The sequence below is a fragment of the Butyrivibrio sp. WCE2006 genome (genome assembly GCF_000701985.1).
Classification (GTDB): domain Bacteria; phylum Bacillota; class Clostridia; order Lachnospirales; family Lachnospiraceae; genus Butyrivibrio.
Window position 1 is genome coordinate 11,494 of sequence record NZ_JNKH01000007.1, and the last position, 18,786, is coordinate 30,279.

The 18,786-nt window shown below is 38.9% G+C and carries 15 protein-coding genes; 14 read left to right on the forward strand and 1 reads right to left on the reverse strand.

The window, feature by feature from the left end; genetic code table 11:
* Positions 1-314 precede the first annotated feature (314 nt).
* The 6 genes from T501_RS06465 (at position 315) to T501_RS06485 (ending at position 7,653) form a co-directional block, all read left to right on the forward strand.
* Positions 315-2,567: a glycoside hydrolase family 31 protein gene (locus T501_RS06465; RefSeq protein WP_044914019.1), complete on the forward strand. Its 2,253-nt coding sequence runs from the start codon at positions 315-317 to the stop codon at positions 2,565-2,567.
* A 189-nt stretch (positions 2,568-2,756) separates the two neighbouring features.
* Complete coding sequence (locus tag T501_RS06470; protein ID WP_044913905.1) at positions 2,757-4,094, forward strand: TrkH family potassium uptake protein; 1,338 nt, start codon at positions 2,757-2,759, stop codon at positions 4,092-4,094.
* A gap of 8 nt (positions 4,095-4,102) precedes the next feature.
* A complete protein-coding gene (locus tag T501_RS06475) occupies positions 4,103-4,750 on the forward strand; it encodes a potassium channel family protein (protein WP_044913906.1) in 648 nt (215 codons plus the stop codon).
* Positions 4,751-4,828: 78 nt separating this feature from the next.
* Positions 4,829-4,984, forward strand: a complete 156-nt coding sequence (locus tag T501_RS21240; RefSeq protein ID WP_155994799.1) for a hypothetical protein — start codon at positions 4,829-4,831, stop codon at positions 4,982-4,984.
* Positions 4,932-6,947, forward strand: a complete 2,016-nt coding sequence (locus T501_RS06480) for an ATP-binding protein (RefSeq protein WP_081843061.1) — start codon at positions 4,932-4,934, stop codon at positions 6,945-6,947. Before T501_RS21240 ends, T501_RS06480 begins: the two co-directional genes overlap by 53 nt.
* Positions 6,940-7,653 carry a response regulator transcription factor gene (locus T501_RS06485; protein ID WP_026511342.1) on the forward strand — a complete coding sequence of 238 codons (714 nt, stop codon included), beginning with the start codon at positions 6,940-6,942 and terminating at the stop codon, positions 7,651-7,653. The genes T501_RS06480 and T501_RS06485 overlap by 8 nt, the downstream gene beginning before the upstream one ends.
* A gap of 103 nt (positions 7,654-7,756) precedes the next feature.
* Here the strand turns inward: T501_RS06485 and trxA are convergent, their stop codons facing one another.
* A complete protein-coding gene (gene trxA / locus T501_RS06490; RefSeq protein ID WP_026511343.1) occupies positions 7,757-8,074 on the reverse strand; it encodes a thioredoxin in 318 nt (105 codons plus the stop codon).
* Between the two features lie 478 nt (positions 8,075-8,552).
* Between trxA and T501_RS06495 the strand changes: the two genes are divergently transcribed.
* The 8 genes from T501_RS06495 to T501_RS06530 all read left to right on the forward strand — a co-directional run bounded on the left by T501_RS06495 (position 8,553) and on the right by T501_RS06530 (position 18,769).
* Positions 8,553-9,239, forward strand: coding sequence for a hypothetical protein (locus T501_RS06495; protein ID WP_044913907.1), 687 nt, complete (start codon positions 8,553-8,555; stop codon positions 9,237-9,239).
* Positions 9,240-9,392: 153 nt separating this feature from the next.
* Positions 9,393-10,211 (forward strand): nitroreductase family protein, encoded by an 819-nt coding sequence (locus T501_RS06500; protein ID WP_044913908.1) that lies wholly within the window; start codon positions 9,393-9,395, stop codon positions 10,209-10,211.
* 334 nt (positions 10,212-10,545) lie between these two features.
* Entirely contained in the window at positions 10,546-12,729 is a 2,184-nt protein-coding gene (locus tag T501_RS06505) for an alpha-galactosidase (RefSeq protein WP_044913909.1), read from the forward strand.
* Positions 12,730-12,797: 68 nt separating this feature from the next.
* The gene (locus T501_RS06510; RefSeq protein ID WP_044913910.1) at positions 12,798-13,505 is read left to right on the forward strand and encodes a histidine phosphatase family protein; all 708 of its coding nucleotides are present in this window, start codon (positions 12,798-12,800) and stop codon (positions 13,503-13,505) included.
* Positions 13,506-13,670: 165 nt separating this feature from the next.
* The gene (locus T501_RS06515; protein WP_044913911.1) at positions 13,671-15,101 is read left to right on the forward strand and encodes an extracellular solute-binding protein; all 1,431 of its coding nucleotides are present in this window, start codon (positions 13,671-13,673) and stop codon (positions 15,099-15,101) included.
* Positions 15,102-15,211: 110 nt separating this feature from the next.
* Positions 15,212-16,138 carry a carbohydrate ABC transporter permease gene (locus T501_RS06520; protein ID WP_049945890.1) on the forward strand — a complete coding sequence of 309 codons (927 nt, stop codon included), beginning with the start codon at positions 15,212-15,214 and terminating at the stop codon, positions 16,136-16,138.
* 1 nt (position 16,139) lies between these two features.
* Positions 16,140-16,967, forward strand: coding sequence for a carbohydrate ABC transporter permease (locus tag T501_RS06525; RefSeq protein WP_026511350.1), 828 nt, complete (start codon positions 16,140-16,142; stop codon positions 16,965-16,967).
* Positions 16,968-17,191: 224 nt separating this feature from the next.
* The gene (locus T501_RS06530) at positions 17,192-18,769 is read left to right on the forward strand and encodes an extracellular solute-binding protein (protein WP_044913913.1); all 1,578 of its coding nucleotides are present in this window, start codon (positions 17,192-17,194) and stop codon (positions 18,767-18,769) included.
* Positions 18,770-18,786 lie beyond the last annotated feature (17 nt).

Genomic DNA, 18,786 nt, shown 5'->3' on the forward strand with positions numbered 1-18,786 from the left:
TTGTTATGTGAAACTATACGGTATTTTTGATTATATAAATATACTCAGTTTTGATACTTTTTATATAACCAGATTTTTCGAAAGCCATTATTCAGATGAACACGGTTATTTCTGAATATATGATTTCATAATTTAATAATTAAAGGGTTATCAATACCTGAAAAAGGCCTGTTTATGGAGTATTGAAGTATTGACGAAGGAAAAGCGGTAGATGATAATTGAATGGTGGAATCATATTTTTCTGATTTTGTGAAGTTAAACTATTCTTATGAATCCGCATTACAAAAGATAAAATTTTTATGGAGAAGGATGAAATGAAATTAGGGAAAATAAAGAATTTCAATGTGGAAGGGAACAAGCTCGGAATCGAATATGCAGGAGGAAAGGCAAATATTAACTTTATAAGTGATGAAATCGTAAGATTTGAGATTCCCTGCAAGTCAGAGAATTACGAGTCTGTTGCCGTAGAGGGTGATAAGGCTGTTTCATGTGATTATGAAGTTAAAAAAGATGCAGATGATCTTCATATAACAGGTAAGAAGATTGATATCAAGGTTAGTAGTGATTTCAGCATAACAATCCTTGATAAGACAGGTAAAGTAATCGTAAGTGATTATCAGGGTGAGAGAACCATACCGGTAACCATTAGCGAGAAATCTCTAAAACAGCTCGGCGATGAAGGTCATGAGGTTTTCGGTGCTATAGGCAAGAATCACAAGGTTCAGGATCTGAAGAAGATTGATAAGGATGATTGTTTCTATGGTCTTGGTGATAAAACCGGTTATTTAAATAAGAGAGAGTATTATTTCGAAAACTGGAATTCAGATATTCCGCAGGCTCATACTGAAAATATGCCTTCTTTATACAAGTCCATACCATTTTTCATATGTAAGAAAAAGGACAGTGTATATGGCTTATTCTATGATAATACTTATCATGGATATTTTGATTTCGGTAAAGAAAACAGCGAATATTTCGTATATGGAGCAGATGATGGCAATCTGAATTATTATTTCCTTTATGGGGAAAGCATGGCAGAGGTCATCAAAAATTATACATATCTTACAGGCAGAACTCCGCTTCCGCAGCTGTGGACACTTGGATATCATCAGTGCAGATGGGGCTATGAATCAGCAAAAGATATCAGAGATGTGGCTTATGGAATGAGAGAAAGAAGAATACCCTGCGAATCTGTTCAGTACGACATTGATTACATGGATAAATTCAAGGTATTTACCTGGGATGAAGATTACTATGAGGAGAAGGGTAAGCTTATAAAGGAACTCTCCGGAAAAGGATTTAAGCCGGTTGTGATCATAGATCCCGGAACCAAGAAGGAAGATGGCTACTTCATGTATGATGAAGGTGTGGAAAACAGCTATTTTGCTACAAATCCTGATGGCAGCATATACGTAAACAAGGTTTGGCCCGGGGATTCCACATTCCCTGATTTCGGCAGAGAAGAAGTAAGAAAATGGTGGGCAGAGAGTCATAAAAACCTGACGGATATGGGGGTTATGGCGATATGGAATGACATGAACGAACCTGCCAGCTTCGAGGGACCTTTGCCGGATGATGTGGTTTTCCATATTGGTGATCGTAAGACAGACCACAGAGAAGTTCACAATGTATATGCTCACTTTATGGATATTGGAACCTTTAATGGAATGAAGAAGTTTACTGGAAGAAGACCTCTTGTAATTACAAGAGCATGTTACTCGGGAACACAGAAATATGCAGCAGTATGGACCGGAGATAATCAGAGTATCTGGCCTCATCTGCAGATGCTGATACCGCAGCTTTGCAATCTGGGAATGAGCGGTTTTGCTCTTGCCGGAACTGATATTGGTGGCTTTGGAGGAAATACTAATTCCGAGCTTTTATGCAGATGGATAGAAGCTGCTGTATTTTCACCATTTTTCAGAAATCACACAGCTAAAGCAACCAGAGCACAGGAACCCTGGAAGTTCAATGATGAGACTACAGATATTTACAGAAAGTATGTTGAGCTTAGATACAAGTTCCTGCCGTATATTTATGATTTGTTCTACCAGTGCCAGGAAACAGGACTTCCGATCATGCGTCCATTGGTTCTTCATTATGAAGATGATGAAAATGTCTTCAACCTTAATGACGAGTTCCTTGTTGGTGAGAACATACTTGTATCACCTGTTGTGGTTCAGGGCGCTACAAAGAAAATGGTATATCTGCCTGAGGGCACTTGGTATGATTATTGGACAGGAGAAAAGCACGAAGGAAAGCAGTATATCATTAAGGATGCACCGCTTGGAGTATGCCCTATCTATATCAAGGGCGGAAGTATAATTCCTACTTATGAAACTGTTCAGTATGTAGGCGAAAAGCCTTATGATAAGCTTGAATTACTGGTAACTCCGGGTGCCGGTAAATATGTTCATTATCAGGACAATGGTGAAGATTATAAATATCTTGAAGGTGAGTATAATCTTTATGAATTTGAAACTGATGAAAATGGAAAGCTTAGCACAAAAATGCTCCATGAAGGCTATGAAAAATATGATCAGATAAATGTTAATTCTCTTGCATAAAGTTAAAAGTTATGAGGCTACCGGGCTATGATGCTCAGTAGCCTCTTTTTTGTCATTTATGTGTCATGCAATAAAGCTCAACTCCAATTCAATCTTTATACAATCTTAATACGAGAGCGCAAGGCTTAATATTGTCTTATTTTATTTGGGTATAAAATTCAGATAAACAAGGATTGATAGGAGTTTTTTATGTCAATTATTCTGAGTGTGAAGGAGAAATTAACTTCTTTTCAGATTATTATTTTAGGTTTTGCGAGTGTTATTATTCTCGGAACTATTCTGCTTATGCTGCCCTTTTCATCGAAGGCAGGGGTGGCTACATCCTTTATGGATGCTCTTTTTACATCAGTATCCGCTGTGTGCGTGACAGGTCTGGTGGTAGTAGATACTGCAAGTTACTGGTCATTCTGGGGACAGCTTGTGATACTGATTCTTATTCAGATTGGAGGGCTTGGAGTTATTACCGTGGCATCTCTGGTGGTAATGCTGGCAGGCAGGAAAATAAGCCTGATGCAGCGACAGACCATGCAGAATGCTATTTCGGCGCCTCAGGTGGGGGGCATCGTTAAGCTTACAAGGTTTATCTTTAAAATTTCCTTTTTGGTAGAAGCTATAGGTACTTTATTGCTGTTGCCGGTTTTTGTACCTAAATACAAACTTGCGGGAGTGTGGATGTCATTATTTCATGCAGTATCTGCCTTCTGTAACGCAGGCTTTGACCTTATGGGAAATAAGACTGGAGAATTCTCATCACTTACTTCATTTTCAAGCAGTGGATATCTGACGGTGGTGATAGCCCTGCTGATTGTAATAGGCGGAATAGGCTTTGTCACCTGGAGTGATGTGATATCCAGGAAACTGGTGATAAGGGAATATAAGATGCAAACAAAGGTGATTCTTGCTACCACCGCGATTCTTATAGTTGTCCCTGTTATCATTTTCTATTTTACGGAATTTCAGGATATTCCTGCAAAAGAGAGGTTCTGGGTGTCATTATTTCAGGCAGTAACTCCCAGAACGGCAGGCTTTAATACTGCTGATTTTTCAAAAATGTCTGGTACTGGTAAAGGGATTATCATGATCCTAATGCTTATAGGCGGATCTCCGGGATCGACAGCAGGAGGAATGAAAACAACAACATTGGCGATTTTATTTGCAAACGCCGTTGCGGTTTTCGGAAGCAGACCAAACGCAAACTTCTTCGGAAGAAGAATCGAGGACAGTATAGTTAAGAATGCTTCTACTATTTTGTTTATGTATGTGACCTGTGCGCTTATGTCTGCATCTGTCATGAGTCTTGTGGAAGGACTGCCTATAGGTGATTGTCTGTTTGAGACATTTTCGGCGATTGGAACAGTTGGACTTACACTGGGGATAACGCCAACGCTATCGTTACTTTCAAGGATAATGCTTGTTATGCTTATGTTTTTCGGAAGGGTTGGCGGACTGACTATTATTTATGCAGCCTTTTCACACAAGGATAAGAGTATACTTAAATATCCCACAGAGAATATTATCGTTGGTTGAGGAAAAATATGAAATCTATTTTATTAATCGGAGTTGGAAATTTTGGAATGATGATCGCAAAGCAGATACATGAGCTTGGTCATCAGGTTATGGCAATAGACAAGAATGAGGAACGTATTAATGAAGTTTTGCCCTATGTGACAAATGCTCTCATTGGAGACAGCACAAATGCGAACTTTTTGGCATCTATAGGTATAAACAATTTTGACGTATGTATTGAGACAATAGGAAATGACTTTCAGAACTCGCTGGAAACTACTTCATTATTAAAGGAGCTTGGTGGAAAGAAGGTAGTATCCCGCGCAAACAGAGAGGTTCAGGCGAAGTTTTTACTGCGAAACGGTGCAGATGAAGTGGTTAATCCTGAAAAGGAGATAGCCATCTGGACCGCTATAAGATACACAGCCAAGCATATACTGGATTACGTGAAACTTGATGATAGTCATGCCATTTTTGAGGTGAAGCTGCCAAAAGACTGGATAGGGAAAAGCGTAAGAGAATTGGATTTACGTCAGAAATTCGGCATCAACATTATGGCTATCAAGGAAAACGGTGATATGAATCTCAATTTTTCACCGGATGAAATAATAAGGGAAGGTCAGACATTCCTGGTACTGGGTGAACATAAGGCAATACAGAAGTGTTTTCATATCTAAAGAAGGCAGCTGATAAATATGGACAGTCATAATGATAAGCGAAAATGTTTTATTATGACATCAAAAGAGGGTATATTTATGTTGAATATAGTATTATTATTGGGACTTATCTTATTTGTGCTTGCAGGCTATTTTATTGTGAATAAAATAGTTATCTTTATTAAAGAAAACAAGAGAGAGAATGAGAAAAACGCAAAGGAAGGAAGCGTACATGACCTTCGAGACCAGCCTTGAAAACACTAATATCTCTGAGCATGTTCTGGTGTGTATTTCTTCGTCGCCCACGAACCGGAAAATTATTGAAGAGGCCGCTGAGCTGGCCAAGGCTTTTCATGCCAGCTTTACCGCTCTGTATGTTGCAAAATCGCAGGAGGATAATATTCCTGCAGAAGATAAGGCAAGGCTCCAGAGCAATATTCGTTATGCCGAGGATAAAGGGGCAGCCATAACAACAGTGGTTGCTGAGAACATACCTTTCGCGATCGCTGAATTTGCAAGGGTTTCAGGTGTTACCAAAATAGTTATCGGTAGAAGTAATACAAAAAGATATCATTTCTGGGAAAAACAGACTGTGACTGAGCAGCTGATTTCCATAGCACCAAATATAGATATTTACATCATTCCTGATTCTAAAACTAATAATAAAATAGAGAGAAACAGTAGATTTGCAGAGCAGATTATTCCCACATGGAAGGATCTGCTTATTACTGTTGTAATACTTATCAGTATGACAGTGGTAGGTATTTGTTTTAGTATGCTGGGATTTACTGAATCAAACATAATAACGGTTTATATTTTAGGGACACTTCTTAATGCAATCCTTACACAGAGTCATTTTTGCAGTCTTATAAGCTCTTTTGGAAGCGTTATGCTGTTTAATTTCTTCTTTACAGAGCCACGTCTTACTTTTCATGTATTTGAACCGGGGTATTCATTCACATTCATTATTATGATGATAGCCGCACTGCTCACAGGGTCACTGGCATACAGACTAAAGGATATCGCCAGAGAATCCGCTAAATCAGCGTATCACACAAAGGTACTGTTTGATACAAACCAGCTTCTGCAAAAGAAGAGAACCGCTGAGGAAATCCTGAATGTAATGGCAAATCAGGTAATTCTGCTTCTTGATAAGGATGTAATTATTTACTCAGTCGAGGATGGTGCACTGGGCGATGGATACATATATGCACACGACAAAGACGGTGCGCGGACGATTTATACGGACCACGAAGAAGATGATGTTGTAAGATGGGTACTTGAGAATAAAAAGAGAGCAGGAGCTACAACCAAGGTCTTCCCCAAGGCGAAGTGCTTGTATCTGGCCATAAGGATAAACGGAACTATTTTTGGTATCATGGGAATAAGAGTGGAAAAAAAAGTGCTTAATTCTTTTGAGTACAGTATTTTGCTGTCAATTCTGGGAGAGTGTTCACTTGCGCTGGAAAATCTTGATAATGAGAAGGCTAAGGAAGAGGCATCTATAGTTGCTCAAAATGAGAAGCTAAGAGCCAATATCCTAAGGACAATATCACATGACCTGCGTACACCGCTTACTTCTATTTCAGGAAATGCAAGCAATCTATGCAGCCATTACAAAGTCCTTGATGATGAGACAAGAGAACAGATTTTTTCAGATATATATGATGACTCTGAGTGGCTTATACAGCTGGTGGAGAATCTGTTGTCTGTAACACGATTTGAAAATGGCGAGATGCAGATAAGTAAGTCGCTGGAGGTCCTGGATGATGTGGTTGATGAGGCCGTAAAGCATATTGACCGGAATAAGGATGAGCATGTGGTAAAGGTAGTCCGCTCTGATGATCTGGTGGTTGCAGATATGGACGCAAAGCTTATAACCCAGGTCATTATCAATCTTGTTAATAATGCGATCAAATATACTCAGAAAGGATCTGAGATAAAGATATCTTACGGGGTGCAAAATGATCTGGTATATCTGAGTGTTTCGGATTATGGTCCCGGTATGGATGAAAATATGAAGGAGCATGCTTTTGATATGTTTTACACGGGACCTAATAAGGTTGCAGATGGAAAGCGAAGCATGGGACTTGGACTTGCCCTATGTAAATCGGTTGTGGAGGCTCATGGAGGAAAAATTGAAATACTCGATAATATTCCTTCCGGGTGTATAATAACTTTTTATCTGAAAAAAGGAGACATATATATAGATGAATAAATTTCAGGTTTTGGTAGTTGAAGATGATCCGCCCATCAGAAATCTGATAGCCACGACACTTAAGACACATGATTATAAATATCTGCTTGCAAAGAACGGGGAGGAGGCTATTTTACAGGCTTCTACCAATGGACCGGATGTGGTTTTCCTTGATCTTGGTCTTCCGGATGTGGATGGGATTGAGGTGATAAAACGCATAAGAGAATGGTCAAATATGCCGATAATCGTAATCAGCGCAAGGAGTGAGGATGAGGATAAGATAGAAGCTCTGGATGCGGGAGCAGATGATTATCTCACAAAGCCCTTTTCTGTGGAGGAACTTCTGGCGAGACTGCGTGTAATGCAGAGGAGACTTGCTCTTCTTCTTTCAGATAATGGCATGTCAGAAAGTTCAGTGTATGAAAACGGTAAGCTGGAGATAGATTTTGCTGCCGGATGTGCTTATAAGAACGGCGAGGAATTAAAGCTTACGCCAATTGAATATAAACTTCTTTGTCTTTTGGCAAAAAATACAGGAAAGGTTCTGACCCACAAATATATAACTCAGAAAATATGGGGAAGTGCCTGGGACAGCAATGTAGCTTCTCTCCGCGTTTTTATGGCAACTCTGCGCAAAAAACTGGAGGATGAAAATGATTCCGTATCATATATTCAGACTCATGTTGGGATCGGCTATAGAATGCTTAGAGCAGACAATAAGGAATGATTCTTGAGGGCTATTTCTACTTTACCTGTAAGAAGTCGTAGAATCTTGTGTGTCTTTAAAAATATAGAAGCCTCAGACAAAAATATCTGAGGCTTCAAGCTATTTAAAGGGTATCGTCAAGTGCTTTTGCAAGTGTAGCAGCGGGAACTGCTCCTGTAATGTTATTTACAACATTACCGTCTTTAAAGACAAGGAAGTTAGGAATTGACATGATATTGTACTTTGCTGCGATAGCACTGTTATCGTCTGAATTTAACTTACCTACCTTAACCTTGCCATCATACTTTTCAGCAAGACTTTCTACTATAGGCATCATCATTTTGCAAGGACCACACCAGTCTGCATAAAAATCTACAAGTACGGGAATGTCACTATTTATTACTTCGCTTTCAAAATTCTCTTCTGTGAAAATGTATTCCATTAAAATATCCTCCAATTATGGTCCTAAGAGCTACCGCTTGCGAGGGTTTAGGACGTTTCATAGTTTCCATAATCTGCTTTACACTAGCTATGGGTTTGCGGTTTTGATGATGTAATCATCGCACATGGATTAAAGATTGTCAACAATTAAATTGTAAAAGAGTTAAGCGCCGAAAAATCTTTTCATATATAGCTTTCCTCTTTGAAATTTTATGACTGGAACCGCATGAAATTTGTACTATTTGGCAAATTCAGACTTAATTTTTTTTGGCTAGATTTCATATAGACTATGGATGACTTTTTTATTAAAATAATCGAGCTGCCTGGAATTAGATTTCCAAGCAGCCTTGTTATTGATAGAGCAAATAGTCAGGTTTTCACCGGCTAATGTCGAATCATGTGCAGATCCACAGTAAATTGCCTTGTGGAGTTGGTTTCTTAGATGGGGCAAATTAAATATTTAAGAAGAGGAAGTAACTATGACAGAAACAGGATTTTACTCATTTGAAGAGGTTTGTTCCCTTATTGAAGAGAAAGGTTTGAACAGGTTTGAGCGTGATAATGCCGATTTAAATTCTATTTGGCAGTTTGGACCAAAGCGTTCATGTCTTCAGGCTCACACAACAGTCTTTGACAGATACGTATTATATGCTACGGAATCTGATTATAATGCTATTAGAAAAAAAGCTGACGAAGAAGGTCTGGCTTTGATATTAACAGAGAAATCAGCTGATCTTCTCGATACTGTTATAAATGAGTATGAGAATGTTAAGAGTAAGGCTATTCTATTTATAAGAAACGGAAACAGAATAATGCAGCCAAGTCCGGTTGAATGTTCTATTTCACACAAGATCGTTTTCTTTACTAATGAGAATCTTGAATTTGTACTTGATATCATCGCTGAAAACGAGAAGAGCAGAAAGAAGACAGGTTCTCAGAAGGTGTATACTTTCGTTCCCAAGAAGGAAAAAGAGCCTGAGATAGAAGCTGAAAAGATCAGTGAGATATTTCCTCTTGAATCAAGGGTTCTGCATGGCAAATATGGTGAAGGAACAGTTACAAATATATCTGACGGCAGAATTACAGTGGATTTTGATGATTTTGAAGAAAAAATCTTTTCCGCTACAATCTGTATTACAAAAAGCCTTTTAAAGAAAGCAGAATAACGTCCAAATAATATCTCCAATGAACGTATTGATTTTTTTGCGAGTTATATTATAATACAAATACATTGCAAACAATTAAATGGAATCTGGTTAGCATGCTTCGCCAGATATATCATTGGCAAGAATGGCTAAAATCGTGAAATGGAGATAATTATGGGTAATTTTTTAGATGAAGTTAAGTCAAGAAGAAGCGTAAGAACATTCGATGGAAATGGACTTGATGAGCAGACATTCAACGATATGAAGAAGTTTGCTGATGAAGCAACAAATCCTTTCGGTGTGAAGATAAGATTTGCATTTCTTGATGCGAAGGAAAATAATCTTTCAAGCCCTGTTCTTTCAGGAGAGAAGTGCTATGTAAGTGCAATGGTAAAGAAAGAGCCTCATGCAGATGAAGCTTATGGATATAGCTTTGAAAAGCTCCTTATTGAGGCACATAGAATGGGTCTTGGAACAGTATGGATTGGCGGAACAATGCCAAGAGAGAAATTTGAAGCTGCTTCCAAGCTTGAAGAAGGCGAGTTCATGCCCTGCATGAGTCCTTTAGGAAAAACTGCTGCAAAGATGTCAGTAAAAGAGTCTCTTATGAGAAAGGGCGTTAAGGCTGACAGTCGTTATGATTTTGACAAGTTATTTTTTGTAAATGATTTTAATACAGGATTAACAGAAGAATATGCTAAGGAGCATGGTCTTTACGAAGCGCTTGAGGCAGTAAGACTTGCACCCTCTGCAGTTAATAAGCAGCCCTGGAGAGTAGTGATTGAAGGAAATAAGGCTCACTTCTTTGAAAAGCATGACAAAGGCTTTGTTAATGAGAACTATGACCTTCAGAGAATTGATGTAGGAATTGCATTATATCATTTTGAGAGTCAGCTCATTTCTGAAGGAAAGAAGGCTGAGCTTACTACAGAAGCTCTGAGCATAGCAGTACCTGATGATACAGATTATATCGCTACATACTGCTTTGAATAATGTAAATTAGAAATATATTTAATATATAAAATAAAAATCCCATCGCCAAGCGGCATTTATAAATGTTACTTGACGATGGGAATTTTTATGTAATGAATTTAGTGAGGCTTGTGTGTCCTGTTAATGTTCACGCATCACGATGCGCACAGAAAAAGAAAGGACGAAAAAACTGAATATTTGAATTATTTAAAACGTTAAAGTGATATACTCATCTTTAGGTTGCTATGTTCTTTCTTAGGAAAATGGGAATAGACTCAGGCAGTGCCGGGTGTACTGGCAACAGACCGGTCTGAGTCGGATAAAAACGATATTTTATAGATGAGGAGAGAGGGTTATGAATATTACTTATTTAAAAGACAGTAGAAGCATAAAGATTGATACCACAAATACAAGCTATGTTATATGTATTGTGGATGAAGAAGGCTTTATCGGGCATGCATATTATGGGGCAAAGCTATTTGATGATGACCTGTCCTATCTGATGCGAATCAATGAAAATCCTATGGTGCCATCAGTTAACGGCCGTGACAGAAGCGCATTTTTAGATACTTTTCCTACTGAGTTTTCCGGGAATAATGTAGGAGATTTCAGGGAAAGCTCTATAGATATAGAAGACAAAAACGGAACTCACGGAGTTCAGCTTCTTTATAAAAATCACAGAATTATAAAGGGCAAGTCCAAAATAGAAGGGCTTCCCGCGACATTTGCAGATGACGAGGATGCCATGACTCTTGAAATAGAGGTAGAAGATACTAATATCGGACTTCAGGGCATTCTTTCGTATAGTATTTTCAAGGATTCTGATGCCATTACCAGAAGTATAAAGATAAAAAATGTATCAGAGAATTCTTTATATTTGGATAAGCTTATGTCCATGTGCCTTGATATGGATGATGAAGATTACAGGATGCTGGTTCTTCATGGATCATGGGCAAGGGAACGAAATATTGAGTATAGAAAAATAGGCTATGGCAAGCAAAGCTGCGGCTCAGTAAGGGGAGAGTCCTCCCATCAGGAGCATCCGTTTATAGCTCTTGTTTCAGATGGTATTACCCAGTCAAAAGGGGAGGCTTACGGTTTCAATTTTGTTTATTCAGGGAATTTTCTGGCACAGGTGGAGAAAAATCAGTTTGATTCACTTCGGGTTGTAATGGGAATTCATCCTGATAATTTCAGATTTAAGCTTGAACCAGGTGATGAATTCTTCTCACCGGAAGTAGTGATGGTATATTCAGATAAAGGACTTGGTCAGATGACCAGGACTTATCATGACCTTTACCGTAATCACCTTATAAGAAGTCCTTATCTTAGAAAACCTCGTCCTGTTTTGATAAATAACTGGGAAGCTACCTATTTTGATTTTGATAATGAAAAGCTGCTTGATATAGCGCGTACAGCTAAAAAATGCGGAATAGAGATGCTGGTCATGGATGATGGTTGGTTCGGCTATAGAAATGATGATAACTCATCCCTTGGAGATTGGCAGGTAAATGAAAATAAGCTTAAGGGCGGTCTGAAAAAACTGGTAGACGATGTAAATGCCATAGGTCTTAAGTTCGGCATATGGTTTGAGCCTGAGATGATATCTCCGGATTCAGATCTGTACCGTGCACATCCTGACTGGGCGATTGCTATACCTGACAGGACTCCCTGCAGAAGCCGAAATCAGTATGTTCTTGATCTGACAAGACCTGAGGTTAGAGATTATGCCTACAACTGCGTAGCTTCTATATTAAAATCTGCCAATATCGAATATGTAAAATGGGATATGAACAGGCAGCTCACAGATATATGCAGTTCATGTCTGGATGCGGACAGACAGGGCGAGCTTATGCACAGATATGTTCTTGGAATGTATGAGATGCAGGAGAGACTTATCACAGATTTCCCTGATCTGCTTTTGGAAAACTGCTCAGGCGGCGGTGCCAGATTTGATCCCGGAATGCTGTACTATAGCCCGCAGATATGGTGTTCTGATGATACGGATGCAATCGAACGCCTGACAATTCAGGAAGGCACAGCGCTGATTTATCCTCTGTCAACCATGGGAGCACATGTGTCTGTTTGCCCTAATCATACAGTTGGGAGAGTGACACCATTTGAGACGAGAGGAAATGTTGCACTTGCAGGTACATTTGGCTATGAGCTTGATGTTACAAAGCTTTCTGATGAGGACAAAGCTGCCATTCCAAACCAGATTGATACATATCATAAATATAGCGAGCTTATACGAAACGGGGATTATTACAGACTTGCTTCCTATAGAGAGAATCATTTCTATGACTGTTATGAGGTTGTAAGCAAAGATAAATCTGAGGCACTGATCACTTTTGTACAGGTGCTTAATCAGGCCAACAGTCACAGCCGCAGGATTAAGATTGAAGGGCTGGATGATGAGAGGGTGTACAGAATAGAGGGGACAGATAAAACGTTCCGTGGAAGTACCTTAAAGCATGCAGGACTTCTTATAGAAAGACCCTGGGGAGATTTTCAGTCAAAACTTATTCATCTTATCTGATGGCAGGAGCAGTATGGCTCATAAATTCAGAATGATGTGGAAATATTAAAGATAAGGACCGGTAAATAATGAGATTAATATTTGTAAGACATGGAGAACCTGATTATCAAAATGATTGCCTGACAGAGAATGGGAAAAAGCAGGCAGAAAGTGCAGCAAAGAGATTAAGTGATGAACAGATAAAAACTATATATTCCTCACCAATGGGACGGGCAAAGGAGACTGCATCGTATACAGCAAAGGATCACAATCTTGATATAAATGTGCTTGAATTTATGCATGAAATAGATTGGGGAGATAATAGGGAAAAGGTATCAGAAAAGGATAAAATTCCATATGATGGACATCCCTGGACGCTGGCATATAGGGTCTTAACAGATTCACCCGAAAATGATGGCAATGACAAGTGGTCTGAACATCCATTTTTCAAAAATAATATTTGTATGGAATATTATGAAATGATATCCCGTGAGTTTGATGCATTGCTTGAAAAATATGGACTTGTCAGAACGGGCAATATCTATAAATGTGTAGAGGAAAATGATGACACCATTGCACTTTTTGCACATGGGGGATCTGGTGCTATCATGTTTTCACATATATTGTCGCTACCATTTCCTTTTGTTTTAACTACCATGCCGTATGGAGTATGTTCTGTTTCAATTGTTGAGTTTTCAGCTGAAAGAGGTAAGCCAGTTATTCCAAGGCTGGAGCTTTTCAATGATATGGGACATATAGAGTCATTCAAGGAAGAAAAGCTACATTTTGAAAAATAACAGAATGTTCCGGGAAGAAATGAAAAAGATCTTTAGTTCCAAAATTTTTGCATACTAAAAAAATGACACCTTTTTAAAATTTGGATAATTTAATACAAAAAACCACCCTCCTATAATATGAAGCACAGGCAACGAAGAACTTTATATTTAAGGAGGGTTTTCTTTATGAAAATGAAAAAGTTATTGAGCCTTACACTTGTAGGTGTAATGGCAGCATCTATGATTGGATGCGGAAGTTCCGGTGCTTCTACTTCTGAGACAAAGACTTCTGATCAGACTACAAGCGGCAGTGAGTCTTCATCTGAAGAGAAAGCAGAAGGCAGCGAAACTGTTGCATCAAATGGAGAAAAACTTGTTGTGTGGACACTTGCTTCTGACTTACAGCAGTTCGCAGATAAGTATACAGAAGAAACAGGTAACGAAGTAGAGACAGTGGTTATAGAGCCTGCAGACTATCCTACAAAAGTACAGACTGCTCTTATGGGTGGGGAGATAGAACCTGATATTATCGTTGGTGAACCTCAGATGCTTCAGGATTTCTACGACAATGGATTTTTTGCTGATCTTGATGAACTTGGAGCAAAGGATTACGAAGGACAGATTGTAGATTATGTCTGGAAGGTAGGACAGGATGCTGATGGTGTACAGAGAGCTATTTCCTATCAGATCACACCTGCAGGTATCTATTATAGAAGAGACATCGCTTCTGAAGTATTCGGAACAGATGATCCGGAAGAAATCGGCAAGCTTTTTGCAGACTATAGCACAATCCTTGATACTGCAAAGACACTTAAGGATGCAGGCTACAGAATCTTTGCTTCCGATTCAGAGATCAACTATTTCTCAGGCGACAGTGCATGGGTTGTAGATGGAGCACTCAACGTATCAGATGCAAGATTTGATTATATGGATCTTGTAATTGACCTTTATCAGAATGACCTTACAGCTTATGCAAACCAGTGGTCAACTCCCTGGTATCAGGCTATGAGCGGCGAAGTTCCGATCCTTACAGCTGAGATTCAGAACTATGAAGATGATTCAGTAAATGTATGGGATGCAGAAGCTTTCGAAGAGGCAACAGCTGACCTTGAAAAGACAACAGTATTCGCATTTGGTCTTCCTTCATGGGGTGTTCTTACAATGAGAGACAATGTAGGCGAGACATCAGGTAAATGGGGCGTATGCTCAGGTCCTGCATATGGCTTCGGTGGTGGTACTTATATCGGTATCTCATCACTTTCAGAGAGAAAAGATCTTGCATGGGATTTCATAAAGTTCTGCACACTTAATGAAGATACAGCTGACTGGTGGATTGAGAAATCAGAAGGTGACACAGTATCACTTATCTCTGCACTTGATAAGCACAAGGACGATGAAAATTCAATTTATGGTGGTGAAAAGCTCTATAGCTTCTGGCTTAAGCAGGCTGAAGGTATTGATTATTCAAAGGTTACAAAGTACGACAAGGTAATCGGCGATGCATGGGGAGCAGCAATTGGTTCCATTAAGACAGGCCAGGCAGAAAAGGAAGAGGCACTTGGAACTTTCTATGACACTATTGAATCAACATATCCTGAAATTACAGTAACAAGATAACATATTTTTTCTTCCTAATCAGAGAGAAATTGTCTTAATAGGCTCTTTCTCTCTGAATTTAACAGAGCACTTATCGTAATTTCATAAAAGCAATGCGAAATCGAGGTATTATGAAAACTATAAAAAGAAACAGTAAATTAACTGCATATAATAACTGGGGATATGCGTTTGTGGCTCCATTTGTAATAGTTTTCCTCATTTTCAGTGTGTATCCTGTACTGCGAACTCTCTATCTTAGCTTCACGGATCTTAAGGTAATGGGAGATGCGCATTTTATCGGTTTAGCCAACTATATAAGAGTAGTTACGGATAAATTTTTCTGGAAAGCTTTATGGAATACAGTTCGCATATGGACTGTTAATATCGTTCTTCAGTTGGGATTAGCATTCCTGTTAATGATGGTATTTAGTGATATTAAGTATAAAATGGCAGGACTGCCGGTATTCAGAGTGTTATACTACCTGCCCAATCTTATAGCAGCTACATCTGTAGCGTTCCTTTTTAAGACACTTCTTGACTGGAGATTTGGTACTTTCAATATCCTTCTCAATTCTGTTTTCAAAGCGTTCGGTGCACGTTATTCACCGATAGACTGGCTTGGCACAAATGCTACAGCAGGTCATACAATAGCTGTTATTCAGTCCTGGATGTGGTTTGGTAATTCATTTATCATGCTGATGGCAGGTGTTCAGGGTATTTCAAAGGATTACTTTGAAGCTGCAGCCATTGACGGAGCAGGAAGATGGACAATATTTGGCAAGATAACTCTTCCTCTTATAAAGCCGATCATGATGTACGTTGCGATCACATCTCTTATCGGAGGACTTCAGATGTTCGATCTGCCATTTCTTATGTCAGAAACTGCATCTGCATCATATGGTTCTGTTCAGACAGTTATGATGTACCTTTATAAATTTGGATTTACTTCTGGTACAGTACAGACAGGTTATGCATCTGCAATTGCATATGTTTTGTTCCTTATTATTCTGTCGGTATCAGTTTTACAGATAAGACTATTTAATAGAAAGGAGAAATGAGATGGGCTCTAAAATTAAAAAGGGTATTCTTTATGTATTACTTATAATACTTGCAGTAGCATGTCTACTTCCTTTCGTTCTGATGATAGTCAACTCAACAAGAAGCGGTGCTGAGATTTCCAGTTCATTTACATTTATACCGGGTACACATTTAAAGGAGAACTGGGACATACTGTTCGGATACTTCAATCTGTTCAGAGGTATGCTTAACAGTGTAATCGTGGCAGTGCCTGCAACTTTGCTTGGTGCATACTTTTCAGCTATTACTGCATATGGACTTGCTATGTATAAGTTTAAGGGTAACAAGGTGATATTCGGAGCAATCCTTACATTTATGATGATTCCCGGACAGCTTTCACTTATAGGTTTTTATCAGCTGTGTACTAAACTTCATCTGGTAAATTCATATATACCCCTTATCGTTCCTGCTATTGCAGCGCCCGGAACAGTATTTTTCTTAAGACAGTACATACTTTCAGCACTTCCTCCTTCACTTGTTGAGGCTGCGAGAATTGACGGAGCACCTGAACTTTACACATTTCACAGAATAGCTCTGCCTATTATATCTCCCGCAATGGCAACAATGGGAATTATGGGATTTATTGGAAACTGGAACAGTTATCTTTTACCCATGATCATTTTGAATAAAAATGATAAATTCACACTTCCTGTTATGATGGCAACACTTCGTGCATCAATAGATGCAGCTAAAAACCAGGGTGCAACCTATCTGGCTGTAAGTATTTCAGTTATTCCTATTCTTTTGGTATTCTGCTTCTTTTCAAGGTACATTATCAGCAGTATTTCAGCAGGTGCTGTAAAGGAATAAAAACATATCTACTGTTGTGAATCCGACACAATAATTCAGATAATCCGGAAACTCTTGGATTTAACAGGGTTCCGGATTTTTCTGTAATTTCTTTAAACCGATAAGGAAAAATCGTTCGAAATCCTGGTACTCCATATAGAAGATGTAGGTAATCTGTACTATTATGTTAAAAAGAATTGATTCACGCACAATCATTTGTATTCCTGAAAGGATAAAGTTCAAAAATGAAACATAGATTAGTACAAATTTCAGCCGCATTATTACTGTCATCCATGATGCTTTCGGGATGTTCTGAGACTAATGTAATTCCGGAAAAAACTGATGATACTATCACAATGGACTGGTATGTGAATTACTCATGGTTCGTGACAGACTGGGGCGAAAATATGGTTTCAAAAGAGATCACTGATCAAACAGGTGTAGATGTGAATTTCATAACACCTATCGGAAACGAAACCAACAAATTAAATACGCTTATAGATTCCAACACCCTTCCAGATATTGTGACTGTCGGATGGTGGGAGCCTCAGATTAAGGAAATGATAGATAGCGGACTTGTGTATTCACTTAATGAACTGGCTGATAAGTACGATCCGTCTTTTTATGATGTCACGAGCAGTAAGGTTCGTGACTGGTACACATTAAGCGACGGCAATATATATGGCTATCCTAATTCCAGTTATACGCCGGAGGATGTTTTAAATAATGACAATATCGCACCCAACCCGACTTTTCTTGTGAGAAAGGATATTTATGAAGCTATTGGAAGTCCGGATATGAGTACACCGGAGAATTTCTATAATGCAGTGGTTAAGGCAAAAGAGATGTTCCCCGAGGTTGACGGCAAGCCTTTAATTCCTGTCGGAGGCCATGAGTTCAACTCGGATGGATGTGTATCCTTTGATCAGTATCTGCAGTGTTTTCTGGCTGTTCCATATGAAAAAGACGGTAAAAAGTATGACAGATATACCGATCCTGAATATTTAACATGGCTCAGGATGTTTAGAAAACTCACAAGTGAAGGGTATATTCCGGATGATGTTTTTGTGGATCAAAGGACACAGACAAGTGAAAAGATAGAGGAGGGCAGATATTTTTGCATGCTGTATCAGAGGACGGATATGGCAGATCAGGAAAAGATTCTCTATGACAAAAATCCTGACAAAATATACATAGCTGTGGATGGCCCCAGAAACAGTAAAGGTGATGATCCTGTTTTACCGGTAAACGGAATAGCCGGATGGACTCTTACATTTATATCAAAGAACTGCAAAGATCCGGAGCGTGCTATAAAACTTATGGACTATCTTATGAGTGAAAAGGGGCAGAAACTAACATATCTTGGAATAGAAGGTAAAACCTATGACATGATTCAGGGGAAACCGGTCTTAAAGCCGGAAGTAAAAGAGCTTCTGTCGTCAGACAGAGAAGCCTACAACGCGCTCTATGGTGCCGATAATACCTACTGGATGCTGCAGAATAATGTAATGCAGCTGAAATGGCAGACTGAGCTAGATGAACCATTAAAGCAGATGTCTGAATGGGCATGCCAATATGCTGCTTATGTAGGGCAATACGAGGTGTATATAAACGAAGATTCAGAGCTTGGAAGAATATATGCATCCACAAGAAGTTTATGGGGTAAAACACTTCCTATGCTGTTGCTTGCAAGGTCAGATATAGAATTCGACAATGTGCTTAAAGACTACCTTGAACAGAGGCAGAAGCTTGGGTATGACAAACTGGCGGAAGAAGAAACGAGGCAGATTAAGATCAACAAAGAGAAGCTTGGGATTGAATAAACAATAGAAAGTCATTA